The organism is Janthinobacterium sp. SUN073 (genome assembly GCF_030397665.1).
Lineage (GTDB): Bacteria > Pseudomonadota > Gammaproteobacteria > Burkholderiales > Burkholderiaceae_D > Janthinobacterium.
Map to the genome: position 1 here is coordinate 1 of NZ_JAPUBT010000013.1, position 21,281 is coordinate 21,281.

Here is a 21,281-nt window from a genome sequence, read left to right on the forward strand (position 1 = left end):
CGGCGAAGTGACGGCGCAGCGCGGCGCCCTGGCGCGCTGCGAGAGCAAGAATGCCCAGCTGTATGCGGCCGGACAGGAAATCCTGCAAGCGTATGAAGGCCTGGACGTGCTGGGCGTCATGCAGGCGCGCCAGCCGTTCGCCGCGCAAAGCAGAGTCAAGCTGGAACAAATCGCCCAGCAATATGGCGACCAGCTGTACCAGGGCCGCTTCGATGCGCGTCAGACAGAAACGCCGGCCGCTCCCGCGCCGGCACCCCAATAATTTTATTTTGAAATGAATGGAATGATGATGGAAAACACCACCAATAACTTGCTGACCACCCTGAATGCGGAGCAAACGGCCGAGGCCATCAAGGCGGCCGGCTGCGCCGTGACGAGCATCGAACACGACGGCGTCGTACGCCTGCACAGTGCCAGCCATGGCATCGGCTTTCAAGTGCTGTGGGGCAATGAAGCATCGCCTGGCCAGTACGCGGACCTGACACTGAGCTGCCCGCTGCGCGTGCAGGGCGGCGATTTGCCGGCCGGCTTGCTGGCCGAATGGCACCGCAGCAAGCGTTTTGCCCGCGTGGCTCAGCATGGCGATTTCGTCGTGCTGGAAATGGATGTGCTGGTCGCCGGTGGCGTCAGCCGCGAATACCTGAATATCAATCTGCAACTGTGGACGCAGATGATGGGCCAGTTCTTCTTGTTTTTGCGCAACTTTACGCCAGTCGATACGAGCACGGCACCGGTAGTCGAGGCCGCCAGCGTGGCAGAAGAAGAAACTGTGCCGGCCTGACAAGAGCCGTCCACGGGCGGCGAAGATGGCCGGTGACGGGCCACTTTTGCCGCTTGCGGGCCCCAAGTGTCGTATTAAATACTTATTTTTTAGGCATCGCGCATTAAAACTGTTCAAAGAGCGTGTGTGAATCAAGCCAGCAAGGCCTGTATGGCGGATAATATTGCCTGTTGCCGATTTGGATACGACCTTTACACAAAAATGCGCCCCATGGATTTTACCCGCGACGAAACCAGTGAAACCCCAGTTGCCCCGGCCAGCGCGCCGGGAGCGCCTTTGCCGTATGCCGTGGCCACCTGGCTGCAGCGGGTGGAGGCTGCCGCCCATCCGAAGGCCGTGCTGAGCATTGCCGAACCAGACCCCAAACTCAACCAGCATCGATTGATCTACGTGCTGGCGCCCACCAGCGGTGGCCGCCACGTGGCCCTGTGCCTGTACAAGGCGCGGCTGCGGCCGAATGGCGACGTGGCGGCCGCTTCTCCCATCAGCGAAATCTTTTCGCTGCTGTCGGCGCCTCCCACATTCCTGACACCGGCCGACGAAGACCTCGTGCGTTTCTTCGTGGCCATGCGCAGCGGGCAGAATTCGCAGACGGGCAGCGCCACGGAACCGAAGGGCAAGGTGGGCGCGGCCCTGCTGAAAATGCTGGCCGAGCAAGATAAACTGTTGTGGGCCAATTCCTGGGCTGATGTCGGCAATGGCCTCGTGTACCCGTTGAAAGAAGGTCCCGTGCGTCCCGCGCGCCTGTTCTGGCGCGACGAAGGCAAGACCATGCGCCTGGGCTGGCAAGTGGACCCGCCGGAAGGCGCGAAGCACCATGGCGCCGACCAGATCGACTACATGCTGCCCACCGATCCGCCGTGGTACATCGACAATCTGTCGTGCGGCGTGCTGGAACTGAATCAGGGCGGCTCCGACATTTCCCTCGCCGATTTGCAAGCGCTGGTGGCACAGGCGCCGCCGTTGAATGCGAACGACAAGGTGCGCGTGTCGCAACTGCTGCTGGCGCAGGGCTTGCAGCATTTGATGCCGCTGCCGCAACCGTTGCCGCAGCGCTTGCGCAAGGACGTGCCGGCGCAACCGGTCTTGCTGCTCGACAGCGCCCTGCTGGCCGATGGCAGCGCGCAGCGCTGGAGCGACTTCGCCGTGCTGTCCTACGACTACGATGGTGAAAGAGTCTCGTTCGACCCGTCGCAGCGCGTGGTGCGGCAAGTGGGCGAGGTGACGGAAATTATTCAGCGAAATACGCTCGATGAAGCGCGCGCGCTGGCCACCCTGGCCGAGCTGCAATTCAAGAAGCCGGGCTCCGCCCCCTTGAGCGGCTTGAAGGGCGCCTTGCAACTGCCTTCGCAGGCGGAATGGCTGCGTTTTGCCGAGTCCGGCATCGACGCCTTGCGGAAGCAGGGCTGGATCGTGGAAAAGACGGCCAAGTACCGCTACGACGTGAGCGATGTGGGCGACTGGTACGCGGAAATCGACGACCAGGACCCGGACAGCGGCAACGCCTGGTTCGAGCTGGAACTGGGCATCGTCGTCAACCAGGAAAGAGTGCCGCTGCTGCCCGTGCTGGTGCAGCTGATCCGCAACGCGCCCAACGATTTCAACCCGAAAGTCATCGAAGCGCATGCCGATGATGACCAGATGCTGGCGACCTTGCCGGACGGCACGCGCGTCGCGCTGCCCTGGGGCCGTGTGCGCCCGATCCTGAACACGCTGGGGGAACTGTACTTCAGCGACAAGATCAAACATGCGGTGCGCATGTCGACCCTCGATGCGGCGCGCCTGGAAGAGCTGGCGCGGGGCCTGGAACTGCGCTGGACGGGCGGCGAGCAGTTGCGCGCCATGGGCCGCAAGCTGAGCCAGTTCGGTTCCGTGCAAAAAGTAGCGGCGCCAGCCGGGCTGCAAGCGACGCTGCGCGATTACCAGGCCGATGGCCTGGCGTGGATGCAATTCCTGCGCGACCATGACCTGGCCGGTATTTTGGCCGATGACATGGGTCTCGGTAAAACCGTGCAAACCCTGGCGCATATCCTGGTGGAAAAGGAAGCGGGACGCCTCACGCATCCGGCTCTCGTGATTGCACCGACGAGTTTGATGGGCAACTGGCAGGACGAGGCGGCCAAGTTCGCGCCCAGCCTGAAAGTGTTGCTGCTGCAAGGCAAGGATCGCGCCCAGCAATTCGACCAGATCGACCAATGCGACTTGGTGCTGACCACCTACGCGCTGTTGCCGCGCGACGAGGAAACCTTGCGCGAGCACGATTTTCACCTGGTCATCCTCGACGAATCGCACTACATCAAGAATACGCGCAGCAAGGCGGCGCAAAGCGCGGGCCTGCTGCGCGCGCGCCACCGCCTGTGTTTGTCCGGCACGCCGCTGGAAAATCACCTGGGCGAATTGTGGTCGCAATTCCACTTCCTGCTGCCGGGCTTGCTGGGCGACGAGAAGACCTTCAATACCCAGTTTCGCCATCCGATCGAGCGCCAGGACGATCCGCTGCGCCGCATGCTGCTGAACCGCCGCATCAAACCCTTCCTGCTGCGTCGCACGAAGGACAATGTGGCCAAGGAACTGCCGCCGAAAACGGAAATGGTGCGCAAGGTGGAATTGACGGGGCCGCAACGCGACTTGTATGAAACCGTGCGTCTGGCGATGGATCAAAAAGTGCGCGAAGAAATCGACAAGAAGGGCGTGGCGCGCAGCCAGATCGTCATCCTCGAAGCACTGCTGAAACTGCGGCAAGTGTGCTGCGACCCGCGCCTCGTCAAATCCTTGCCGGCGAAGAAGCAGTCGGCCGGTTCGGCCAAGCTGCTCGACTTGATGCAGATGGTGGAAGACTTGCTCGACGAAGGGCGCAAGATCCTCGTCTTCTCGCAATTTACCAGCATGCTGGAACTGATCGAGGAAGAGCTCGAATCGCGCGACATTCCCTACGCCTTGCTGACGGGCGAGACGAAGGACCGGGGCGCGCAAGTGGCGGCCTTCCAGCAAGGCGCCGTGCCCATCTTCCTGATCAGCCTGAAGGCGGGTGGCGTGGGCTTGAACCTGACGGCGGCCGACACGGTCATTCACTACGATCCGTGGTGGAATCCGGCGGCGGAAAACCAGGCCACCGACCGCGCCTGGCGCATCGGCCAGGACAAGCCCGTGTTCGTGTATAAACTGATCGCCAAGGGCACGCTGGAAGAAAAAATCCAGCTGCTGCAGCAAAAGAAATCGGAGCTGGCGCAATCGATCCTGGCCGAAGGCGAAGCGCAGAAGATGGCGCTCACGCAGGAAGACTTGCAGCAGATTTTCGCTCCACTGGAAGATTAACGCTGCCGCACGCTTATACTTGGCGCTTCTTTCTTGCCAGGTATAAAGCATGCTGCCCTTTCTCTTCCTGCTGCTTGCCGGCGCCATCCTGATGGCGCTGCGTTTCGTCCAGTTGCGCCGCGCCCTGTTGCGCGCGCGGGCGGGCGAAGCGCAGTTCCGCCTGCTGGCCGAACACGGCCGCGATGCGGCCTTCCTGCTCGACGCCACTACCCTCGAATTACTCTACATCAGCCCCGCCGCGCAGCGCCTGACGGGCCATGACTTGCCCGCCTTGCAGAGCCACGCGGCGCGTCTGGCGGCGGATCTGCCGGCCCGCTTGCAGCGCTGGCGCGCTGGCGACGCCAGCCGTTTGTCCCTGCTGCGCGAAGTGGAACTGCCGCATGCCGACGGGCATCTATTGGCGCTGGAAATCAGCTCGACCATCGTGCCTGCGGCGGCGATGGGGCGCGGCGTCACGCTGGTCGGCACGGTGCGCGACGTCAGCGCTGTTCAGGCACAGGAAGCTGAGCGGGAAAAGGAGCAAAAGCGCTTCGCCTCGATGCTGTCGCATGAATTTCGCACGCCGCTGGCCACCATCGACGGCGCCATCCAGCGCCTGGTCTCGACGTCGAAAGACGCCGACGAGGCCACGCGCAAGCGCTACGTGAAAATCCAGACGGCCGTCGACCGCCTGCTGGGCATGATCGACGATTATCTGTCGCCCGAGCGCATGGCGGCGCTTGGCCGCGAGCGGGCCGCCGACGGCATCGCGCCGCAGGCCTTGCTGCAGCAGGCGGCCGCCACCGTACCGGCCAGCCACACCGTGCAGCTGGAACTGGACGAGGACTTGCCGGCCAGGCTGCGCTGCGACGTGCCCGGCATGGCCCTGTGCCTGAAAATCTTGCTGGACAATGCCGTCAAGTTCAGCCCGCCGGGGAGCAGCATCAGCGTGTCGGCCAGGCTGGTGCCCGAGGGAGGCGTGGCCCTGTGCGTGCGCGATGCGGGGCCCGGCTTGCGGGAAGAAGAACTGGCGCAGCTGTTCGATAAAGGAAGCCGTGGAAGTTATGCCACGCATCCGGGTGCGGGCCTGGGCCTGTACATGGCCCGCGCCGTTGTCGAGGTGCATGGAGGGAGTTTGCAAGGGCATAATCTGCCCGAAGGCGGGGCGCTTTTCCGCATTTGGCTGCCGCTTCCTGTCTAGACAAGGAAAAGCCTTGCTTCCGCTGAAGGCAACCGTGATAATTCCTTGACGTAAACCTATTGTGCCGTCCATCATGGTGCAGAAGTGAATGGCATGGTTTGCCCACGGTAGCTCACTAACGGAAGAATGGCGTTGCAATGACGAAAATACTGATCGTCGAAGACAATCTGGAGTACGCCGAAGACATGGCGGAGTTTCTCGTTGAGCTCGAACATGAAGTCCATATCACCAGCTCCGCTGGCGGGATGTGGACGGCGTTGAGCCATGGCAATGTCGGCGTGGTGGTGCTGGACCTGGGCTTGCCTGACGAGGACGGCTTCAATGTCATCCCTCGCATGCGCCAGCTGTATCCGCAAATCGGCGTGCTGGTGCTGACGGGGCGTGTCGCTTTCGACAGCCGCATCCTGGGCTTGCGCCTGGGCGCCGACCACTATCTGACCAAGCCGATCAAATTTCCCGAACTGGCCGCCCACATCGAGGCGCTCGACCGCCGCGTGGGGCCGCAAGATCCCGTGCCGGAACCAGGCAAGTGGACCTTGAAAGTAAGCGCACGCCAACTTGAGCTGATGGGCGCTGTCATCGCCCTGACGGAAAAAGAATTCAACTTCCTGCACTTGCTGACCATCAACACCCGTCCCGTGCCGCGCGACGTCATCGTGGCCGGCATGGGCGGCGAAGATCCCGATGCGGGCCGCCGGGTCGACATGCTCGTGTACCGCCTGCGCAAGAAAGCCAAGACGGGCCTGGGCCAGGACTTGCCGCTGCGTAGTGCGTATGGCGAAGGCTACAGCCTGTCAGCCAGCTTTAATCTGTCCTGATCGTCCCTATTGGACCGCCCGCAAGCGGGCGGCGGCATAAAAGGGACAGAGTCCATCGTTTTTTTTCATATTTTCAATAAAACAGGGTCAGAGTCGCGTCTTGTATTCAGAAGTGTGTAAAATCAAGGTCTTAGCCTTCATTTTATGACTTTGCCATGGCCCGTTTGCCCCGCCTCATCATTCCAGCATTGCCCCATTACGTGATCCAGCGCGGCAGCAACCGCCAGCCGGTGTTCCAGGACGCGTCCGACTACGCGCAATTCTTGTCCTGGCTGAAAACGGGCGCGAAAATGTTCAAGGTGGCCATCCACGCCTACGTTTTATTGCCTGATCAGCTACATTTGTTGGCCACGCCGGCCGATGCGACAGGTCTGGGGCAGCTGATGCAGTGGCTGGGACGCTATTACGTGCCGTATTTCAACCAAAAATACGGCCGCGAAGGTGCTTTGTGGCAGGGACGCTACAAAACGGCCGTCATCGATGCCGACAATTTCTTCCTGACTTGCTGCCGCTACCTGGAATGCGTGCCCGTGCAAACGGGCCTGGCGGCCCAGGCGCTGGACCATGCGTGGTCCAGCTATGCCCACCATGCCGGTGTGCGCCCCGATCCTCTCATCACCGATCATGCGCTGTACTGGGCGCTGGGCAATACACCGTTCGACCGCGAGGCCGCGTATCTGCGCCTGGTCGAGCAAGGCCTGGGCAGCAGCCAGGTCAAGGTGGTGGAACAGGCTGTACTGAAGGGCTGGCCGCTGGGTTCCGACGCTTTCAAGCAGGCGCTGGAGCAGAAAATGCAGCGGCAAGTGCTGCCTGCCAAGCGGGGCCGTCCCCGCAAAATCATGGCCGAGTCGGACGCCAATTGAAAAGCATTCGCATTTAAAACAAAAAATGGTTTCTTTCTGACGTTTTATTGAAATTGGTTCGACTATGTCCCTATTAAATTTTTAGAGCTTCAAAATTGAATTTAATTCGACTCCGACCCTAATTGTTCTAGTTGAGTTTTTTGTTGCGTTGCACTACTCTAGTTTTTCGATACTCATATGCAGCGGAGAAGCCCATGAAAGCGCAAGGCCTGTACGACCCAGCCAATGAACACGATGCCTGCGGCGTCGGTTTCGTCGCCCATATCAAGGGCAACAAGACCCATTCGATCGTCGAACAGGGTTTGCTGATTCTGAAAAACCTCGATCACCGGGGCGCCGTGGGCGCCGATGCGCTGATGGGCGATGGCGCCGGCATCCTGATCCAGATTCCTGACCAGTACTACCGCGAAGAAATGGCCAAGCAGGGCGTGGAATTGCCGCCGCCTGGCGAATACGGCGTGGGCATGGTCTTCCTGCCGAAGGAACACGCGTCGCGCATCGCCTGCGAACAGGAAATCGAACGCGCCGTGCGCATCGAGGGACAAGTCGTACTGGGCTGGCGCAACGTGCCCATCGATACGGACATGCCGATGTCGCCCACCGTGCGCGCCAAGGAACCGGTGATCCGCCAGATCTTCATCGGCCGCGGCCCGGACATCATGGTCACCGACGCGCTCGAGCGCAAACTGTATGTGATCCGCAAATCGTCGGGCCACGCCATCCAGGCCTTGAAACTGCTGCACGGCAAGGAATTCTTCGTGCCATCGATGTCGGCGCGCACGATTGTGTACAAGGGCTTGCTGTTGGCTGACCAGGTGGGCGTGTACTACAAGGACTTGCAGGATGCGCGCTGCATCTCGGCCCTGGCCCTGGTGCACCAGCGTTTCTCGACGAATACCTTCCCCGAATGGCCGCTGGCCCACCCCTACCGTTTGATCGCGCACAATGGCGAGATCAACACGGTAAAAGGCAACTTCAACTGGATGCGCGCGCGCGAAGGCGTGATGAAGTCGGCCGTGCTGGGCGACGACTTGCAAAAGCTGTTTCCGCTGATCTATGAAGGCCAGTCCGACACGGCGTGTTTCGACAATGCGCTGGAACTGCTGTTGATGGCCGGTTATCCGATCGCCCAGGCGATGATGATGATGATTCCGGAAGCGTGGGAAAACCACACGACGATGGATGACAACCGCCGTGCCTTCTATGAGTATCACGCGGCCATGATGGAACCGTGGGACGGCCCCGCCGCCATGGCGTTTACGGATGGCCGCCATATCGGCGGCACCCTGGACCGCAATGGCTTGCGTCCGGCCCGTTATATCGTCACGGATGACGACCTGGTGGTGATGGCGTCGGAATCGGGCGTGCTGCCGATCCCGGAATCGAAAATCATCCAGAAATGGCGCTTGCAGCCTGGCAAAATGTTCCTGATCGACCTGGAAGCGGGCCGCATCATCGACGACCAGGAACTGAAAAACACCTACGCCAACGCCAAGCCGTATAAAGCGTGGATCAACTCGGTGCGCATCAAGCTCGACGAGATCAAGATGGCCGAAGGACAAGCCAAGCAAGACCGCGCGCAGGGCGAAAAAGAGCAGCCATCGTTGCTGGACCGCCAGCAGGCGTTCGGCTACACGCAGGAAGACTTGAAATTCCTCATGGCGCCGATGGCCGTGGCTGGCGAAGAAGCGACGGGTTCGATGGGCAATGACTCGCCGCTGGCCGTCATGTCGAACAAATTGAAACCGCTGTATAACTACTTCAAGCAATTGTTCGCGCAAGTGACGAACCCGCCGATCGACCCGATCCGCGAAGCGATGGTGATGTCGCTGGTGTCGTTCATCGGCCCGAAACCGAACTTGCTCGATACTAACAACGTCAACCCGCCGATGCGCCTGGAAGTGGCGCAGCCCGTGCTGGGTTTTGACGACATGGCGCGTTTGCGCAACATCAGCGCCCACACGGGCGGCAAGTTCAAGTCGTATGAGCTGGACATCTGCTACCCGCTGGCCTGGGGCAAGGAAGGCGTGGAAGCGTGCCTGGCCTCGCTGTGTGCGGAAGCCGTCGACGCCGTCAAGTCGGGCCACAACATCCTGATCGTCTCGGACCGCGCCATTTGCGCCGACCAGGTGGCGATCCCCGCGCTGCTGGCCACCTCGACCGTGCACCAGCACCTGGTGAGCAAGGGCTTGCGCGCCTCCACCGGCCTCGTCGTGGAAACGGGCTCGGCCCGCGAAACGCATCACTTCGCCTTGCTGGCAGGCTATGGCGCGGAAGCCGTCCACCCGTACCTGGCCATGGAAACCCTGGCCGAGATGGCGCACGGCTTGCCCGGCGATTTGTCGGCCGAGAAAGCCATCTATAACTACACCAAGGCCGTCGGCAAAGGCTTGATGAAGGTCATGTCGAAGATGGGCATTTCGACGTACATGTCGTACTGCGGCGCGCAAATCTTTGAAGCCATCGGCTTGAACAAGTCGCTGGTGGACAAGTACTTCAAGGGCACGGCCTCGAACGTGGAAGGCATCGGCGTGTTTGAAGTGGCGGAAGAAGCGCTGCGCCTGCATGCGCTGGCCTTCGGCAACGATCCCGTGCTGATGGATAAGCTCGACGCAGGTGGCGAATACGCATTCCGCGTGCGTGGCGAAGACCACATGTGGACGCCGGATGCGATTGCGAAGTTGCAGCATTCCACGCGCAGCAACAATTTCTCCAGCTATAAAGAGTACGCGCAAATCATCAACGACCAGAGCCGTCGCCACCTGACCCTGCGCGGCCTGTTCGAGTTCAAGCTCGATCCGACCAAGGCGATCCCGCTCGACGAAGTGGAACCGGCCAAGGAAATCGTCAAGCGTTTCGCCACCGGCGCCATGTCGCTCGGCTCCATCAGCACGGAAGCGCACGCGACCCTGGCAGTGGCCATGAACCGCATCGGCGGCAAGTCGAACACGGGTGAGGGCGGCGAAGATCCGAACCGCTACACGCAGGAATTGAAGGGCATCCCGATCCGCCAGGGCGACACCATGGCTTCCATCGTGGGCGCCGAGCAGATCGTCGTCGATATTCCGCTGCAGGAAGGCGATTCCATGCGCTCGCGCATCAAGCAGGTGGCGTCGGGACGTTTCGGCGTCACGGCCGCCTACCTGAACTCGGCCGACCAGATCCAGATCAAGATGGCGCAGGGCGCGAAACCGGGCGAAGGCGGCCAGTTGCCGGGCCATAAAGTGTCCGAATACATCGCCAGCCTGCGCTTTTCCGTGCCAGGCGTGGGCCTGATTTCGCCGCCGCCGCACCACGATATCTATTCGATCGAAGACTTGGCGCAGCTGATCCATGACTTGAAAAACGCCAATCCGCGCGCCTCGATTTCCGTGAAACTGGTGTCGGAAGTAGGCATCGGCACGGTCGCCGCCGGCGTCACCAAGGCGAAAGCCGACCATGTGGTGGTCGCCGGCCACGACGGCGGCACGGGCGCCTCGCCTCTGTCGTCCGTGAAACATGCGGGTACGCCATGGGAGCTGGGTCTGGCGGAAACGCAACAAACGCTGGTCTTGAATGGCTTGCGCAGCCGCATCCGCGTACAGGCCGATGGCCAGATGAAGACGGGCCGCGACGTGGTCATCGCCGCCTTGCTGGGCGCTGACGAGATCGGCTTCGCCACGGCGCCGCTGGTGGTCGAAGGCTGCATCATGATGCGCAAATGCCATTTGAACACTTGTCCGGTGGGCGTGGCCACGCAAGACCCCGTCCTGCGCGCCAAGTTTTCCGGCAAGCCCGAGTATGTCGTCAATTACTTCTTCTTCGTTGCCGAAGAAGCCCGTCAATTGATGGCGCAGCTGGGTATCCGCACGTATGACGAACTGATCGGCCGCGTCGATTTGCTGGATAAATCGAAGGCGATTTCGCACTGGAAGGCGCAGGGCCTGGACTTCTCGGCCATCTTCTACAAGCCGGAAACACCAAGCGGCCAAGCCTGCCGCCACGTGGAATTCCAGGACCATGCGCTGGAGAAAGCACTGGACCACAAGCTGATCGCGCAAGCGCGCGCGGCGCTGGAAAAGGGCGAACGCGTCTCCTTCATCTCGCCGGTGCGCAACGTCAATCGCACGGTGGGCACCATGCTGTCCGGCGAAGTGGCGAAGAAGTATGGCCACGCCGGCTTGCCGGACGACACCATCCACATTCAATTGCAGGGCACGGCGGGCCAGTCGGCCTGCGCCTTCCTGGCGCACGGCATCACGATCGACCTGGTGGGCGAGGGCAACGATTACGTCGGTAAAGGCTTATCCGGCGGGCGCATCATCGTGCGGCCGAATACGGAATTCCGTGGCTGGGCCGTGGACAACATCATCATCGGCAACACGGTGCTGTACGGCGCGATTGCCGGTGAAGCCTTCTTCAATGGCGTGGCCGGCGAACGCTTTGCCGTGCGCAACTCGGGCGCCACCACGGTGGTCGAGGGCCTGGGCGACCATGGCTGCGAATACATGACGGGCGGTACGGTGGTGGTGCTGGGCAACACGGGACGCAACTTCGCGGCCGGCATGTCGGGCGGCATCGCCTATGTGTATGACCCGCTGGGTGACTTTGCCAGCAAGTGCAACACGGCCATGGTCAGCCTGGACAAGGTCGTCTCGGCAGCGGAACAGCATCTCGACCGCGATGCCTGGCATACCCAGCACCGCGACGGCGTGCCGGAAGCCGACGAGGTCATCCTCAAGCGCCTGATCGAGCGTCACTTCAAGCACACGGGCAGCACCCGCGCCCGCGTCCTGCTGGACGATTGGGCCGCGGCGCGCGGCAAGTTCGTGAAAGTCTTCCCGAACGAATACAAGCGCGCGCTGATTGAAATGGCTGCCGATGCCGCCATGGAAGTACAAGCCGTCGCCGCCTGAGCCAGCCGAGATGAATGTGAAGGGAGCGGCCGCGCCGTTCCCGCCAGCTAAAAATACAAAGGAACTATCGTGGGTAAAATTACCGGCTTCATGGAATTCAAGCGCCAGGACGAGCACTATCTGGAGCCTGCCGCGCGCCTGAAGAACTACAAGGAATTCGTGCTGCACCTGTCGGATGCGCAAGCCACCGTGCAAGGCGCGCGCTGCATGGATTGCGGCATTCCCTTCTGCACCACGGGTTGTCCCGTGAATAACATCATTCCTGACTGGAATGACCTGGTGTACCGCGGCGCTTACCGCGAAGCGCTCGACATCTTGCATTCGACCAACAACTTCCCGGAATTTACGGGCCGCATCTGCCCGGCGCCGTGCGAATCGGCTTGCACCCTGGGCATCCACGAAGATCCGGTCGGTATCAAGTCGATCGAGCATAAAATCATCGACATGGGCTGGGAGCACGGCTGGGTCACGCCGCAGCCGGCCCCTTTCAGTACTGGCAAGAAAGTGGCCATCGTCGGTTCCGGTCCTGCCGGCCTGGCGGCGGCGCAGCAGCTGGCGCGCGCCGGCCATGCCGTCACCGTGTTTGAAAAGAGCGACCGGGTCGGTGGTTTGTTGCGTTATGGCATCCCTGACTTCAAGATGGAAAAATCGCACATCGACTTGCGTGTCAAACAAATGGAAGCCGAAGGCGTGGTCTTCCGCACCAGCGTGCTGGTCGGCAAGGATTTCCCTGCCCATGTGAACAACTGGGCCAAGGAAACCATTTTCCCGGAAGACCTGGAAAAAGAATTTGACGCCGTCATCATGGCCGGCGGCGCCGAGCAGCCACGTGACTTGCCCGTGCCGGGTCGCGAACTGAAAGGCGTGCACTTCGCCATGGATTTCCTGCCGCTGCAAAACAAGGTCAACGCGGGCGACAAGCTCAAGGACCAGATCAAGGCGACGGGCAAGCACGTGGTGGTGATTGGCGGCGGCGACACGGGCTCCGATTGCGTGGGGACCTCGAACCGCCATGGCGCCGCCTCGGTGGCCCAGTTCGAACTGATGCCGCAGCCGCCGGAACAGGAAAACAAGCCACTGGTGTGGCCATACTGGCCGACCAAGCTACGCACCTCGTCCTCGCACGAGGAAGGCTGCGAGCGCGACTGGGCCGTGGCCACCAAGCGTTTCGAAGGCAAGGGCGGCAAGGTGGAAAAGCTGATCGCCTGCCGCGTGGAGTGGAAAGACGGCAAGATGAGCGAAGTGCCGAACTCGGAATTCGAGATGAAGGCCGACCTGGTCTTCCTGGCCATGGGTTTTATTTCCCCTGTGCAACAAGTGCTGGAAGCGTTCGGTGTCGATACGGATGCGCGCGGCAACGTCAAGGCCAGCACGGACGGCACCGGTTGCTACCAGACTTCGGTGGCCAAGGTGTTTGCGGCCGGCGACATGCGCCGTGGCCAGTCGCTGGTGGTCTGGGCCATCCGCGAAGGGCGCCAGTGCGCGCGCGCCGTCGATGAGTTCCTGATGGGGGCATCCCTGCTGCCACGCTAATTAACGAGCAATTGTTCGTTTTTTTGACAGGGCCACGCGCGGATTGCGACGTGGCCTTTCTTATTTTGACTGATCACCTCGACAGCCGTGAACGCCATCGGAGAGGGGCACGATGCACAGGTCAAATTTCCACTACAATATCTGACTTTCGATTCATTAGTGTTGTATTCTTCCCCTTTCCGGGGCTGTCCCAAGGGGGGGCTCAGCAGAGGTTGGCGTTTCTGCACTACAATACGCCATTAAAATAGCGAGCTTCGTCGTGCCAAATCTTGTTGAGATCCGTGATTTACACTTTGCCTATGGAGAACGTTCGATTTTATCGGGCCTTCAAATGGATTTCCCACGTGGAAAAGTTGTGGCCGTCATGGGTGGCTCCGGCAGTGGCAAGACGACCGTATTGCGCCTGATCGGCGGGCAGTTGCGCCCCAGTTCCGGTTCCGTGAATATCGACGGCCAGATCGTGCATACGCTCAAAACCGACCAGTTATATCAGTTGCGCCGCAAGATGGGCATGCTGTTCCAGCACGGCGCCCTGTTTACGGACTTGACGGCGTTCGAGAACGTGGCGTTTCCCCTGCGCGAACACACGGACCTGAATGAAGAGCTGATCCGCACCCTGGTGCTGATGAAGCTGCACGCCGTGGGGCTGCGCAACGCGGCGCAATTGAAGCCAGCCGAAATCTCGGGCGGCATGGGCCGCCGCGTCGCGCTGGCGCGCGCCATCGCGCTCGACCCCGAACTGATCATGTATGACGAGCCGTTCGCCGGCCTGGATCCGATTTCCATGGGCGTGACGGCCAATTTGATCCGCAATCTGAACGATGCGCTGGGTTCCACGTCTATCCTGGTATCGCACGACGTGAAGGAGTGTTTCGCCATCGCTGATTATGTGTATTTTCTATCATCGGGCAAGATCGTGGCGCACGGCACGCCAGCCCAGATGGCCGTGTCGACGCATCCGTACGTCAAGCAGTTCGTCAATGCCGAGGCCGATGGCCCCGTACCGTTCCACTATCCGGGCAAGTCGCTGGCTGATGACCTGGGCTTGCACGCGGGAGCGGGCCGATGATCGCGCGTTTCCTGGCGGCGATCGGAGCATGGTTGCGCAACTCGGTACAAGACCTCGGCTTTGCCGTGCGTTCGTTCTTTCTCATCATCGCCTCCTCGGGGGGCCTGTGGCGTCGTCCACACTTGCTCATCGAGCAATTGTTTTACATCGGCAGCCGGTCGGTGCTGATTATCGCCGTGTCCGGCCTGTTCGTCGGCATGGTGCTGGGTTTGCAAGGGTATTACACACTGAGCACCTTTGGCGCGACGCAGTCGCTGGGGCAGTTGGTGGCGCTATCCTTGATGCGTGAACTGGGGCCGGTCGTCACGGCGCTGCTGTTCGCGGGCCGCGCCGGCACCTCGCTGACGGCGGAAATCGGCCTGATGAAGGCGGGCGAGCAGTTGTCGGCCATGGAAATGATGGCCGTCAATCCGATCCAGCGCGTGCTGGCGCCCCGTTTCTGGGCCGGCGTGATCGCCATGCCTATCCTGGGTGGCATTTTCACGGCCGTCGGCGTCATCGGCAGTTACCTGGTGGGCGTGGTGCTGATCGGCGTCGATGAAGGCTCGTTCTGGTCGCAGATGCAGGGCGGTGTGAATGTCTGGAAAGATATCGCCAATGGTACCTATGTGAAAAGCATGGTCTTCGGCATCGCGGTGACGTTCATCGCACTGTTCCAGGGTTACCAGGCACAGCCGACGCCGGAAGACGTCTCCGGTGCCACCACGCGCACGGTGGTGATTTCGTCGTTGATGGTGTGGTGGCTCGATTTCATGATGACGGCGTTGATGTTTAGCAAGTAATTGCCGATCAGCGAACAACAGCGGGCCTGGGCAGGATGTTGCGCAGGCGGCAGCAAGTAAAAATAATTTAGGATTGTTTATGCAACGTAAATCTATAGATGTCTGGGTCGGCTTGTTCGTCTTGCTGGGTGTGGCGGCATTGATGTTTCTGGCGCTCAAGGCCGGCAATATGAGCTCGCTGTCTTTCAGCAAGACGTATACCATTAGTGCCAAGTTCGACAATATTGGCGGTCTCAAGCCGCAGGCGCCCGTCAAGGGCGCTGGCGTGGTGGTGGGGCGCGTGGCGGAGATCCGCTTTGACGACAAGACGTACCAGGCGCTGGTGAAACTCGACATCGAAGATGGCTACAAATTTCCGAAAGACAGCTCGGCCAAGATTTTGACGGCCGGTTTGCTGGGTGAGCAGTATATCGGCCTGGAAGCAGGCGGTGATCTGGCGAACCTGGCAGAGGGCGACAAGATTGCCCGTACTCAATCGGCCACAGTGCTGGAAGACCTGATCAATCAGTTCATCTACAGCAAGGCAGCGGAAGGAAAGGACAGCAAATGAGCGAGTCGACCAAACAATCCCAAGGCAGCCTGGCGCGTATCGGCCTGGCCCTGGCCATCGCCGCCAGCGTGAGCGCTTGCGCAACCGGCACCAATCCGCGCGACCCGCTGGAAGGGTATAACCGCGCCATGTTCAAGTTCAACGACACCGTCGACCAGGTGGCCCTGAAACCGGTCGCCACGGCCTACAAGACGGTCACGCCATCGTTCGTGCAAACGGGCGTGGGCAACTTTTTCGGCAACTTGTCCGATGTGTGGAGCGCCGTGAACAACTTGCTGCAAGGCAAGGGGGAAGCGGGCTTGCAAGATGTCGTGCGCGTCAGCATGAACTCGACCTTCGGCATCTTCGGCCTGATCGACATCGCCTCGCAGGCGGGCATTCCGAAGCATAATGAAGACTTTGGCCAGACCCTGGGCTGGTATGGCATCCAGCCTGGTCCGTACGTGATGCTGCCGCTGCTGGGCCCATCGACCGTGCGCGACACGGTGGCCCTGCCGCTCGATATCACGGGTGACCCATGGCGCTACAAGGACCCTGTCTCGGTGCGCAATATCGGTACGGTGACGCGCGTCGTCGACAAGCGCGCCGCGCTGCTCGACGCGACCAACCTGATGGAAGCGGCCGCGCTGGACCGCTATGAATTCATCCGCGACGGCTTCCTGCAGGCGCGCGAAAGCAAGGTTTTCGATGGCGATACGGACCGCCGCGACCGCAAAGTGCCAAAAAACGACAGCAGCGATTATGAGCCGGGCTACGATACGAAACCCCAGGCGGCCCCTGTGGAAGCCCCACCTGCCACCGCTGCGGCCGACGTTGCGCCTGCGGACCTCGTAACATCTGGTAGCAATACCGTGGCCGCCGAGGCCAGGCCCCAGGAGTAAACTCCGGTACAGAAACACCACGGCTGCGATCGACGCCAGCCGGTGCATAGCAACACCATGAAAGGTAGAACCATGAAATTGATGAAACAACTGCTGGCGATGGCCACCATCGCCTTTGCCACCGCCGCCCAGGCCGCTCCCGCGACGGAAGCGCCGGACGTGTTGGTCAAACGCATTAGCCAGGACGTGATCGACACGGCCAAGGCCGACAAGGCGATCCAGGCGGGCGATATCAAGCGCGTCACCGAATTGGTGGAAAGCAAGATCTTGCCGTACGTGGATTTCCAGCGCATGACGGCCCTGGCCGCCGGCCGCTTCTGGCGCGACGCCACGCCGGACCAGCAAAAGCAGCTGTCCGCGGAATTTCGCACCTTGCTGATCTACACGTATTCGGGCGCCCTGTCGCAGATCAAGAACGAAACCGTGGAATTCAAACCGATGCGCGCCGACCCGAGCGACACGGAAGTGGAAGTGCGCTCGCAGGTCAACGTGGCGCGCGGCGAACCCGTGCCCCTGAACTACCGCGTGGCGAAAACCCCGTCCGGCTGGAAGATCTATGACATCAACGTGCTGGGCGCGTGGCTGGTGGAAACGTATAAAAGCAGCTTCGCCAGCGAGATCAGCAAGGGCGGCATCGATGGCCTGATCAAGACCTTGCAGGCAAAAAACAAGGCCCTGGCCAGCCGTCCGACCGTCAAAGCCAAATAATCGGCTATCATATAGCTCCTGAACCAGCTCCAGACCAGCGCAGCCCGACGCCATGCCCGACTCTCTCGACACCTTGCAATCCCTGACTTCCCTGACCGTGCACAATGCCACTTTGGCATTGGAGCAAGGTCTGGATGCCATCCGCTCGGGTCAGACCAAGTTCGACTTGCGCAACGTCAAGGCCGTCGATTCGGCCGCCGTTTCCGTCATGCTGACGTGGCAGCGCGCCGCGCAGGATGCGGGCGGCGTGCTGGAGCTGAAAAACCTGCCGAACAACCTGAAAAACCTCACCAAGCTGTATGGCGTCTGCTCGCTCGTCTCGAGCACACTGAGCGCCGACGACTGCGGCAGCGCCGACGGCCACGCCGAACGCAGCCCGTCCGACCTGCATCATCATTGATCCTGTCCCACTCCCCGCATCAGCAGTAGCTTTCAAGCCGGCAGGCCAGCAGCGTCGCCGGATTGATCTCCAAGTGTTCCACGAATTTTCCAACTATAATTGACTGTTGCGCCGTCCTCGTCTGAAGGGGGCGCCCTGCACCGGCCAGCCGGCCTGGATGTCCCCGGCAACTGGCGCATCACACCAGACGCATTACACTTGAAACAAGCACATGACCGCAATTCAAATCACGAATGTAGAAAAGAGCTATAAATCGCTCAAGGCGCTGGGCGGCGTGTCGCTGGCCATCGAGGAAGGCGAATTTTTCGGCCTGCTCGGCCCGAACGGCGCCGGCAAGACCACCCTCATTTCCATCATCGCCGGCCTGATACGCCCCGACGCGGGCACCGTCAAGATCCATGGCCACGATGTGGTCAAGGACTTCCGCAATGCGCGCCGCAACCTGGGCGTGGTGCCGCAGGAGCTGGTGTTCGACCCGTTTTTCACCGTGCGCGAAACCCTGCGCCTGCAGTCCGGCTATTTCGGCCTGCCGAACAACGACAAGTGGATCGACGAGGTCATGGAAAACCTCGACCTGACCGGCAAGGCCGACACGAATATGCGCGCCCTGTCCGGCGGCATGAAGCGCCGCGTGCTCGTCGCCCAGGCGCTGGTGCACAAGCCGCCCGTCATCGTGCTCGATGAGCCGACGGCCGGCGTCGACGTGGAACTGCGCCAGACCCTGTGGAAGTTCATCTCGCGCCTGAACCGCGAAGGCGGCCACACGGTCGTCCTGACCACCCACTACCTGGAAGAGGCGCAAGCCATGTGCCAGCGCGTCGCCATGCTGAAAACCGGCAAGGTGGTGGCGCTCGATACCATGTCGGCCCTGATCCGCCGCATCGCCGGCTCGCAGCTGCAGGTACACCTCAAAAACGGCAGCCTGCCGGCCGACCTGCGGCACCTGGTGCTGCACCCGGAAGAACAGCAGGCGCCGAACAAGTTCAGCCTGCGCGTCAACGAGTACAGCGAAGTCGAGAAAATCCTCGCCCGCTTGCGCGAAGCGGGCGTCGAAATCGACGAAATGCAATTGCAACAAGCCGACCTGGAAGATATCTTCTTGCAGATCATGGATAAAGGTACCGTATGATTTCGACAGGATTTCGCACCCTCGTCTACAAAGAGACACTGCGCTTCTGGAAAGTGGCGACGCAAACCGTGGCCGCGCCCGTGCTCACGTCGATGCTGTACCTGCTGGTGTTCGGCCATGTGTTGGATGGCCGCGTGGAGCCGAGCCCCGGCGTCAGCTACACGGCCTTTTTGATTCCCGGCCTGGTGATGATGAGTGTGCTGCAAAACGCGTTTGCCAATTCCTCGTCCTCGCTGATCCAGTCGAAGATCACGGGCAACCTGGTGTTCGTGCTGCTCACGCCCCTGTCGCACTGGGAAATCTTCTCGGCGTATGTACTCGCTTCCGTCGCGCGCGGCCTGGCCGTGGGCTTTGGCGTGTTTGCCATCACTTGCTGGTTCGCCGACCTGTCGTTTGTCGCACCGCTGTGGATCGTCATCTTCGCCTTCCTGGGCGCCGCCATGCTGGGCACCATGGGCCTGATCGCCGGCATCTGGGCCGAGAAATTCGACCAGTTGGCCGCCTTCCAGAACTTCCTGATCATGCCGGCCACCTTTTTGTCGGGCGTGTTCTATTCGATCCACTCACTGCCGCCGTTCTGGCAGACGGTATCGCACCTGAACCCCTTCTTTTACATGATCGACGGCTTCCGCTACGGCTTCTTCGGCGTGTCCGACGTCAGCCCGTGGCTCAGTCTTTCCATCGTCGCCGGCTTCCTCGTGATCCTGGCGCTGGCATCGATCCGCCTGCTGAAAAGCGGTTATCGTTTGCGTCACTAATTGCGGCACATCCCATTACTACCCTATTCAATATCAAGGACTTATCGTGACCACCACTCCAGAACTGATCCACGGCTACTTGTCGGCCGGCCTCGAATGCACGCACCTCGAAGTGGAGGGCGATGGCCAGCACTTCCAGGCCGTGATCGTCTCGCCCGCGTTTGCCGGCAAGCGTTTGATCCAGCGTCACCAGATCGTCTATGCGGCACTGGGCGACCGCATGCGCGAGGAAATCCATGCGCTGTCGATGAAAACCCTGACACCTGAAGAATTCCAAGGATAAGCACATGGACAAACTCCTCATCAACGGCGGCAACCGCCTGAACGGCGACATCACCATCTCCGGCGCGAAAAACGCCGCCTTGCCCATCCTGTGCGCGGGCCTGCTGACCGCGGGCGACCTGGACCTGACCAACGTGCCGCATTTGCACGACGTGGCCACCATGTTGAAACTGCTGGGCCAGACGGGCCTGAAGGTGCAGCAGGACGGCGACCGCGTGGTGTTGAACGGCAGCGCCATCACCACCCTGGAAGCGCCGTATGAACTGGTGAAGACCATGCGCGCCTCGATCCTGGTGCTGGGCCCCATGCTGGCGCGCTTCGGCGAAGCCAAGGTCTCGCTGCCGGGCGGCTGCGCCATCGGTTCGCGCCCCGTCGACCAGCACATCAAGGGCCTGGAAGCGCTGGGCGCCGAGATCCGCATCGAGGCTGGCTACATCTACGCCAAGTGCGCCAAGCTGAAAGGCGCGCGCATCGTCACCGACATGATCACCGTCACCGGCACCGAGAATCTGCTGATGGCCGCGACCCTGGCCGAAGGCGAGACCATCCTGGAAAACGCCGCCTGCGAGCCGGAAGTGACCGACCTGGCGCACCTGCTGGTGGCCATGGGCGCGAAGATCGACGGCATCGGCACCAGCCGCCTGGTGATCCAGGGCGTCGACGCCTTGCATGGCGCTTCGCACGCGGTGATCGCCGACCGTATCGAGACGGGCACCTTCCTGTGCGCCGTGGCGGCCACCGGCGGCGACATCACGCTGCGCAATGTGCGCACCGATATCCTCGACGCGGCGCTCGACAAGCTGCGCGCCATGGGCCTGACGATGACCTTCGGCGCCGACTGGATCCGCGCCGAGATGTCGGCCCGTCCGAACCCCGTCAGCTTCCGCACCACCGAGTACCCGGGCTTCCCGACCGACATGCAGGCGCAGTTCATGGCGGTGAACACCATCGCCAACGGTGCCAGCCGTGTCACCGAGACGATTTTCGAGAACCGCTTCATGCACGTGCAGGAAATGAACCGCCTGGGCGCCGACATCACGATCGAGGGCAACACGGCCATCATCGCCGGCGTCAAGCAGTTGCGCGGCGCGCCCGTGATGGCGACCGACCTGCGTGCCTCGGCGTCGCTGGTGATCGCCGCCCTGGCGGCCGATGGCGAAACCCTGATCGACCGCATCTATCACCTCGACCGCGGCTACGACCGCATGGAAGTGAAGTTGTCGGCCGTGGGCGCCAACATCGTACGCATCAAGTAACGCCTGTCAAAACCTACTGCGCGTCGTGCTTTGCGGCCTGCGATGCTCACTGTACCTTCGTACAGTTGCGCTTCTCGACCA

At 61.3% G+C, this 21,281-nt stretch carries 17 protein-coding genes and 1 pseudogene; all 18 read left to right on the forward strand.

What is annotated here, in order from left to right; all coding sequences use genetic code 11:
* Positions 1–262, forward strand: a pseudogene (locus O0882_RS25240) (hypothetical protein); the annotation flags it as partial.
* Between the two features lie 27 nt (positions 263–289).
* Complete coding sequence (locus tag O0882_RS25245; protein WP_289952443.1) at positions 290–781, forward strand: YbjN domain-containing protein; 492 nt, start codon at positions 290–292, stop codon at positions 779–781.
* Between the two features lie 210 nt (positions 782–991).
* A complete protein-coding gene (locus O0882_RS25250) occupies positions 992–4,096 on the forward strand; it encodes a DEAD/DEAH box helicase (RefSeq protein WP_289952444.1) in 3,105 nt (1,034 codons plus the stop codon).
* A gap of 49 nt (positions 4,097–4,145) precedes the next feature.
* A complete protein-coding gene (locus O0882_RS25255; protein ID WP_289952445.1) occupies positions 4,146–5,276 on the forward strand; it encodes an ATP-binding protein in 1,131 nt (376 codons plus the stop codon).
* 137 nt (positions 5,277–5,413) lie between these two features.
* Positions 5,414–6,094, forward strand: coding sequence for a response regulator transcription factor (locus tag O0882_RS25260; RefSeq protein ID WP_099761503.1), 681 nt, complete (start codon positions 5,414–5,416; stop codon positions 6,092–6,094).
* Between the two features lie 155 nt (positions 6,095–6,249).
* On the forward strand, positions 6,250–6,957 hold the full coding sequence (locus O0882_RS25265; protein WP_289952446.1) for a transposase: 708 nt from the start codon (positions 6,250–6,252) through the stop codon (positions 6,955–6,957).
* Positions 6,958–7,151: 194 nt separating this feature from the next.
* Entirely contained in the window at positions 7,152–11,852 is a 4,701-nt protein-coding gene (locus tag O0882_RS25270; protein WP_289952447.1) for a glutamate synthase-related protein, read from the forward strand.
* Between the two features lie 69 nt (positions 11,853–11,921).
* Positions 11,922–13,385: a glutamate synthase subunit beta gene (locus O0882_RS25275; RefSeq protein ID WP_289952449.1), complete on the forward strand. Its 1,464-nt coding sequence runs from the start codon at positions 11,922–11,924 to the stop codon at positions 13,383–13,385.
* A gap of 259 nt (positions 13,386–13,644) precedes the next feature.
* A complete protein-coding gene (locus O0882_RS25280) occupies positions 13,645–14,454 on the forward strand; it encodes an ABC transporter ATP-binding protein (protein WP_289952450.1) in 810 nt (269 codons plus the stop codon).
* Positions 14,451–15,236, forward strand: a complete 786-nt coding sequence (gene mlaE, locus O0882_RS25285; RefSeq protein ID WP_101483234.1) for a lipid asymmetry maintenance ABC transporter permease subunit MlaE — start codon at positions 14,451–14,453, stop codon at positions 15,234–15,236. The genes O0882_RS25280 and mlaE overlap by 4 nt, the downstream gene beginning before the upstream one ends.
* Positions 15,237–15,315: 79 nt before the next feature.
* Entirely contained in the window at positions 15,316–15,786 is a 471-nt protein-coding gene (mlaD, locus tag O0882_RS25290; protein ID WP_100874915.1) for an outer membrane lipid asymmetry maintenance protein MlaD, read from the forward strand.
* Positions 15,783–16,667 carry a VacJ family lipoprotein gene (locus O0882_RS25295; protein WP_289952453.1) on the forward strand — a complete coding sequence of 295 codons (885 nt, stop codon included), beginning with the start codon at positions 15,783–15,785 and terminating at the stop codon, positions 16,665–16,667. The genes mlaD and O0882_RS25295 overlap by 4 nt, the downstream gene beginning before the upstream one ends.
* 72 nt (positions 16,668–16,739) lie before the next feature.
* Entirely contained in the window at positions 16,740–17,375 is a 636-nt protein-coding gene (locus tag O0882_RS25300; RefSeq protein WP_100874913.1) for an ABC transporter substrate-binding protein, read from the forward strand.
* Between the two features lie 52 nt (positions 17,376–17,427).
* Complete coding sequence (locus O0882_RS25305; protein ID WP_289952457.1) at positions 17,428–17,775, forward strand: STAS domain-containing protein; 348 nt, start codon at positions 17,428–17,430, stop codon at positions 17,773–17,775.
* 211 nt (positions 17,776–17,986) lie between these two features.
* Positions 17,987–18,904 (forward strand): ABC transporter ATP-binding protein, encoded by a 918-nt coding sequence (locus O0882_RS25310; RefSeq protein WP_230506485.1) that lies wholly within the window; start codon positions 17,987–17,989, stop codon positions 18,902–18,904.
* Positions 18,901–19,662 (forward strand): ABC transporter permease, encoded by a 762-nt coding sequence (locus O0882_RS25315; RefSeq protein ID WP_070290316.1) that lies wholly within the window; start codon positions 18,901–18,903, stop codon positions 19,660–19,662. Before O0882_RS25310 ends, O0882_RS25315 begins: the two co-directional genes overlap by 4 nt.
* A 46-nt stretch (positions 19,663–19,708) precedes the next feature.
* On the forward strand, positions 19,709–19,945 hold the full coding sequence (locus O0882_RS25320) for a BolA/IbaG family iron-sulfur metabolism protein (protein ID WP_034753824.1): 237 nt from the start codon (positions 19,709–19,711) through the stop codon (positions 19,943–19,945).
* A 4-nt stretch (positions 19,946–19,949) separates the two neighbouring features.
* Entirely contained in the window at positions 19,950–21,200 is a 1,251-nt protein-coding gene (gene murA / locus O0882_RS25325) for a UDP-N-acetylglucosamine 1-carboxyvinyltransferase (RefSeq protein ID WP_289952463.1), read from the forward strand.
* Positions 21,201–21,281 lie beyond the last annotated feature (81 nt).

What these genes read in the sequence shown, in the direction of transcription:
- O0882_RS25245 (WP_289952443.1), top strand. Translation starts at nt 290, where the DNA reads ATGGAAAACACCACCAATAACTTGCTGACCACCCTGAATGCGGAGCAA.
- O0882_RS25250 (WP_289952444.1), top strand. Translation starts at nt 992, where the DNA reads ATGGATTTTACCCGCGACGAAACCAGTGAAACCCCAGTTGCCCCGGCC.
- O0882_RS25255 (WP_289952445.1), top strand. Translation starts at nt 4,146, where the DNA reads ATGCTGCCCTTTCTCTTCCTGCTGCTTGCCGGCGCCATCCTGATGGCG.
- O0882_RS25260 (WP_099761503.1), top strand. Translation starts at nt 5,414, where the DNA reads ATGACGAAAATACTGATCGTCGAAGACAATCTGGAGTACGCCGAAGAC.
- O0882_RS25265 (WP_289952446.1), top strand. Translation starts at nt 6,250, where the DNA reads ATGGCCCGTTTGCCCCGCCTCATCATTCCAGCATTGCCCCATTACGTG.
- O0882_RS25270 (WP_289952447.1), top strand. Translation starts at nt 7,152, where the DNA reads ATGAAAGCGCAAGGCCTGTACGACCCAGCCAATGAACACGATGCCTGC.
- mlaE (WP_101483234.1), top strand. Translation starts at nt 14,451, where the DNA reads ATGATCGCGCGTTTCCTGGCGGCGATCGGAGCATGGTTGCGCAACTCG.
- mlaD (WP_100874915.1), top strand. Translation starts at nt 15,316, where the DNA reads ATGCAACGTAAATCTATAGATGTCTGGGTCGGCTTGTTCGTCTTGCTG.
- O0882_RS25295 (WP_289952453.1), top strand. Translation starts at nt 15,783, where the DNA reads ATGAGCGAGTCGACCAAACAATCCCAAGGCAGCCTGGCGCGTATCGGC.
- O0882_RS25300 (WP_100874913.1), top strand. Translation starts at nt 16,740, where the DNA reads ATGAAATTGATGAAACAACTGCTGGCGATGGCCACCATCGCCTTTGCC.
- O0882_RS25305 (WP_289952457.1), top strand. Translation starts at nt 17,428, where the DNA reads ATGCCCGACTCTCTCGACACCTTGCAATCCCTGACTTCCCTGACCGTG.
- O0882_RS25310 (WP_230506485.1), top strand. Translation starts at nt 17,987, where the DNA reads ATGACCGCAATTCAAATCACGAATGTAGAAAAGAGCTATAAATCGCTC.
- O0882_RS25315 (WP_070290316.1), top strand. Translation starts at nt 18,901, where the DNA reads ATGATTTCGACAGGATTTCGCACCCTCGTCTACAAAGAGACACTGCGC.
- murA (WP_289952463.1), top strand. Translation starts at nt 19,950, where the DNA reads ATGGACAAACTCCTCATCAACGGCGGCAACCGCCTGAACGGCGACATC.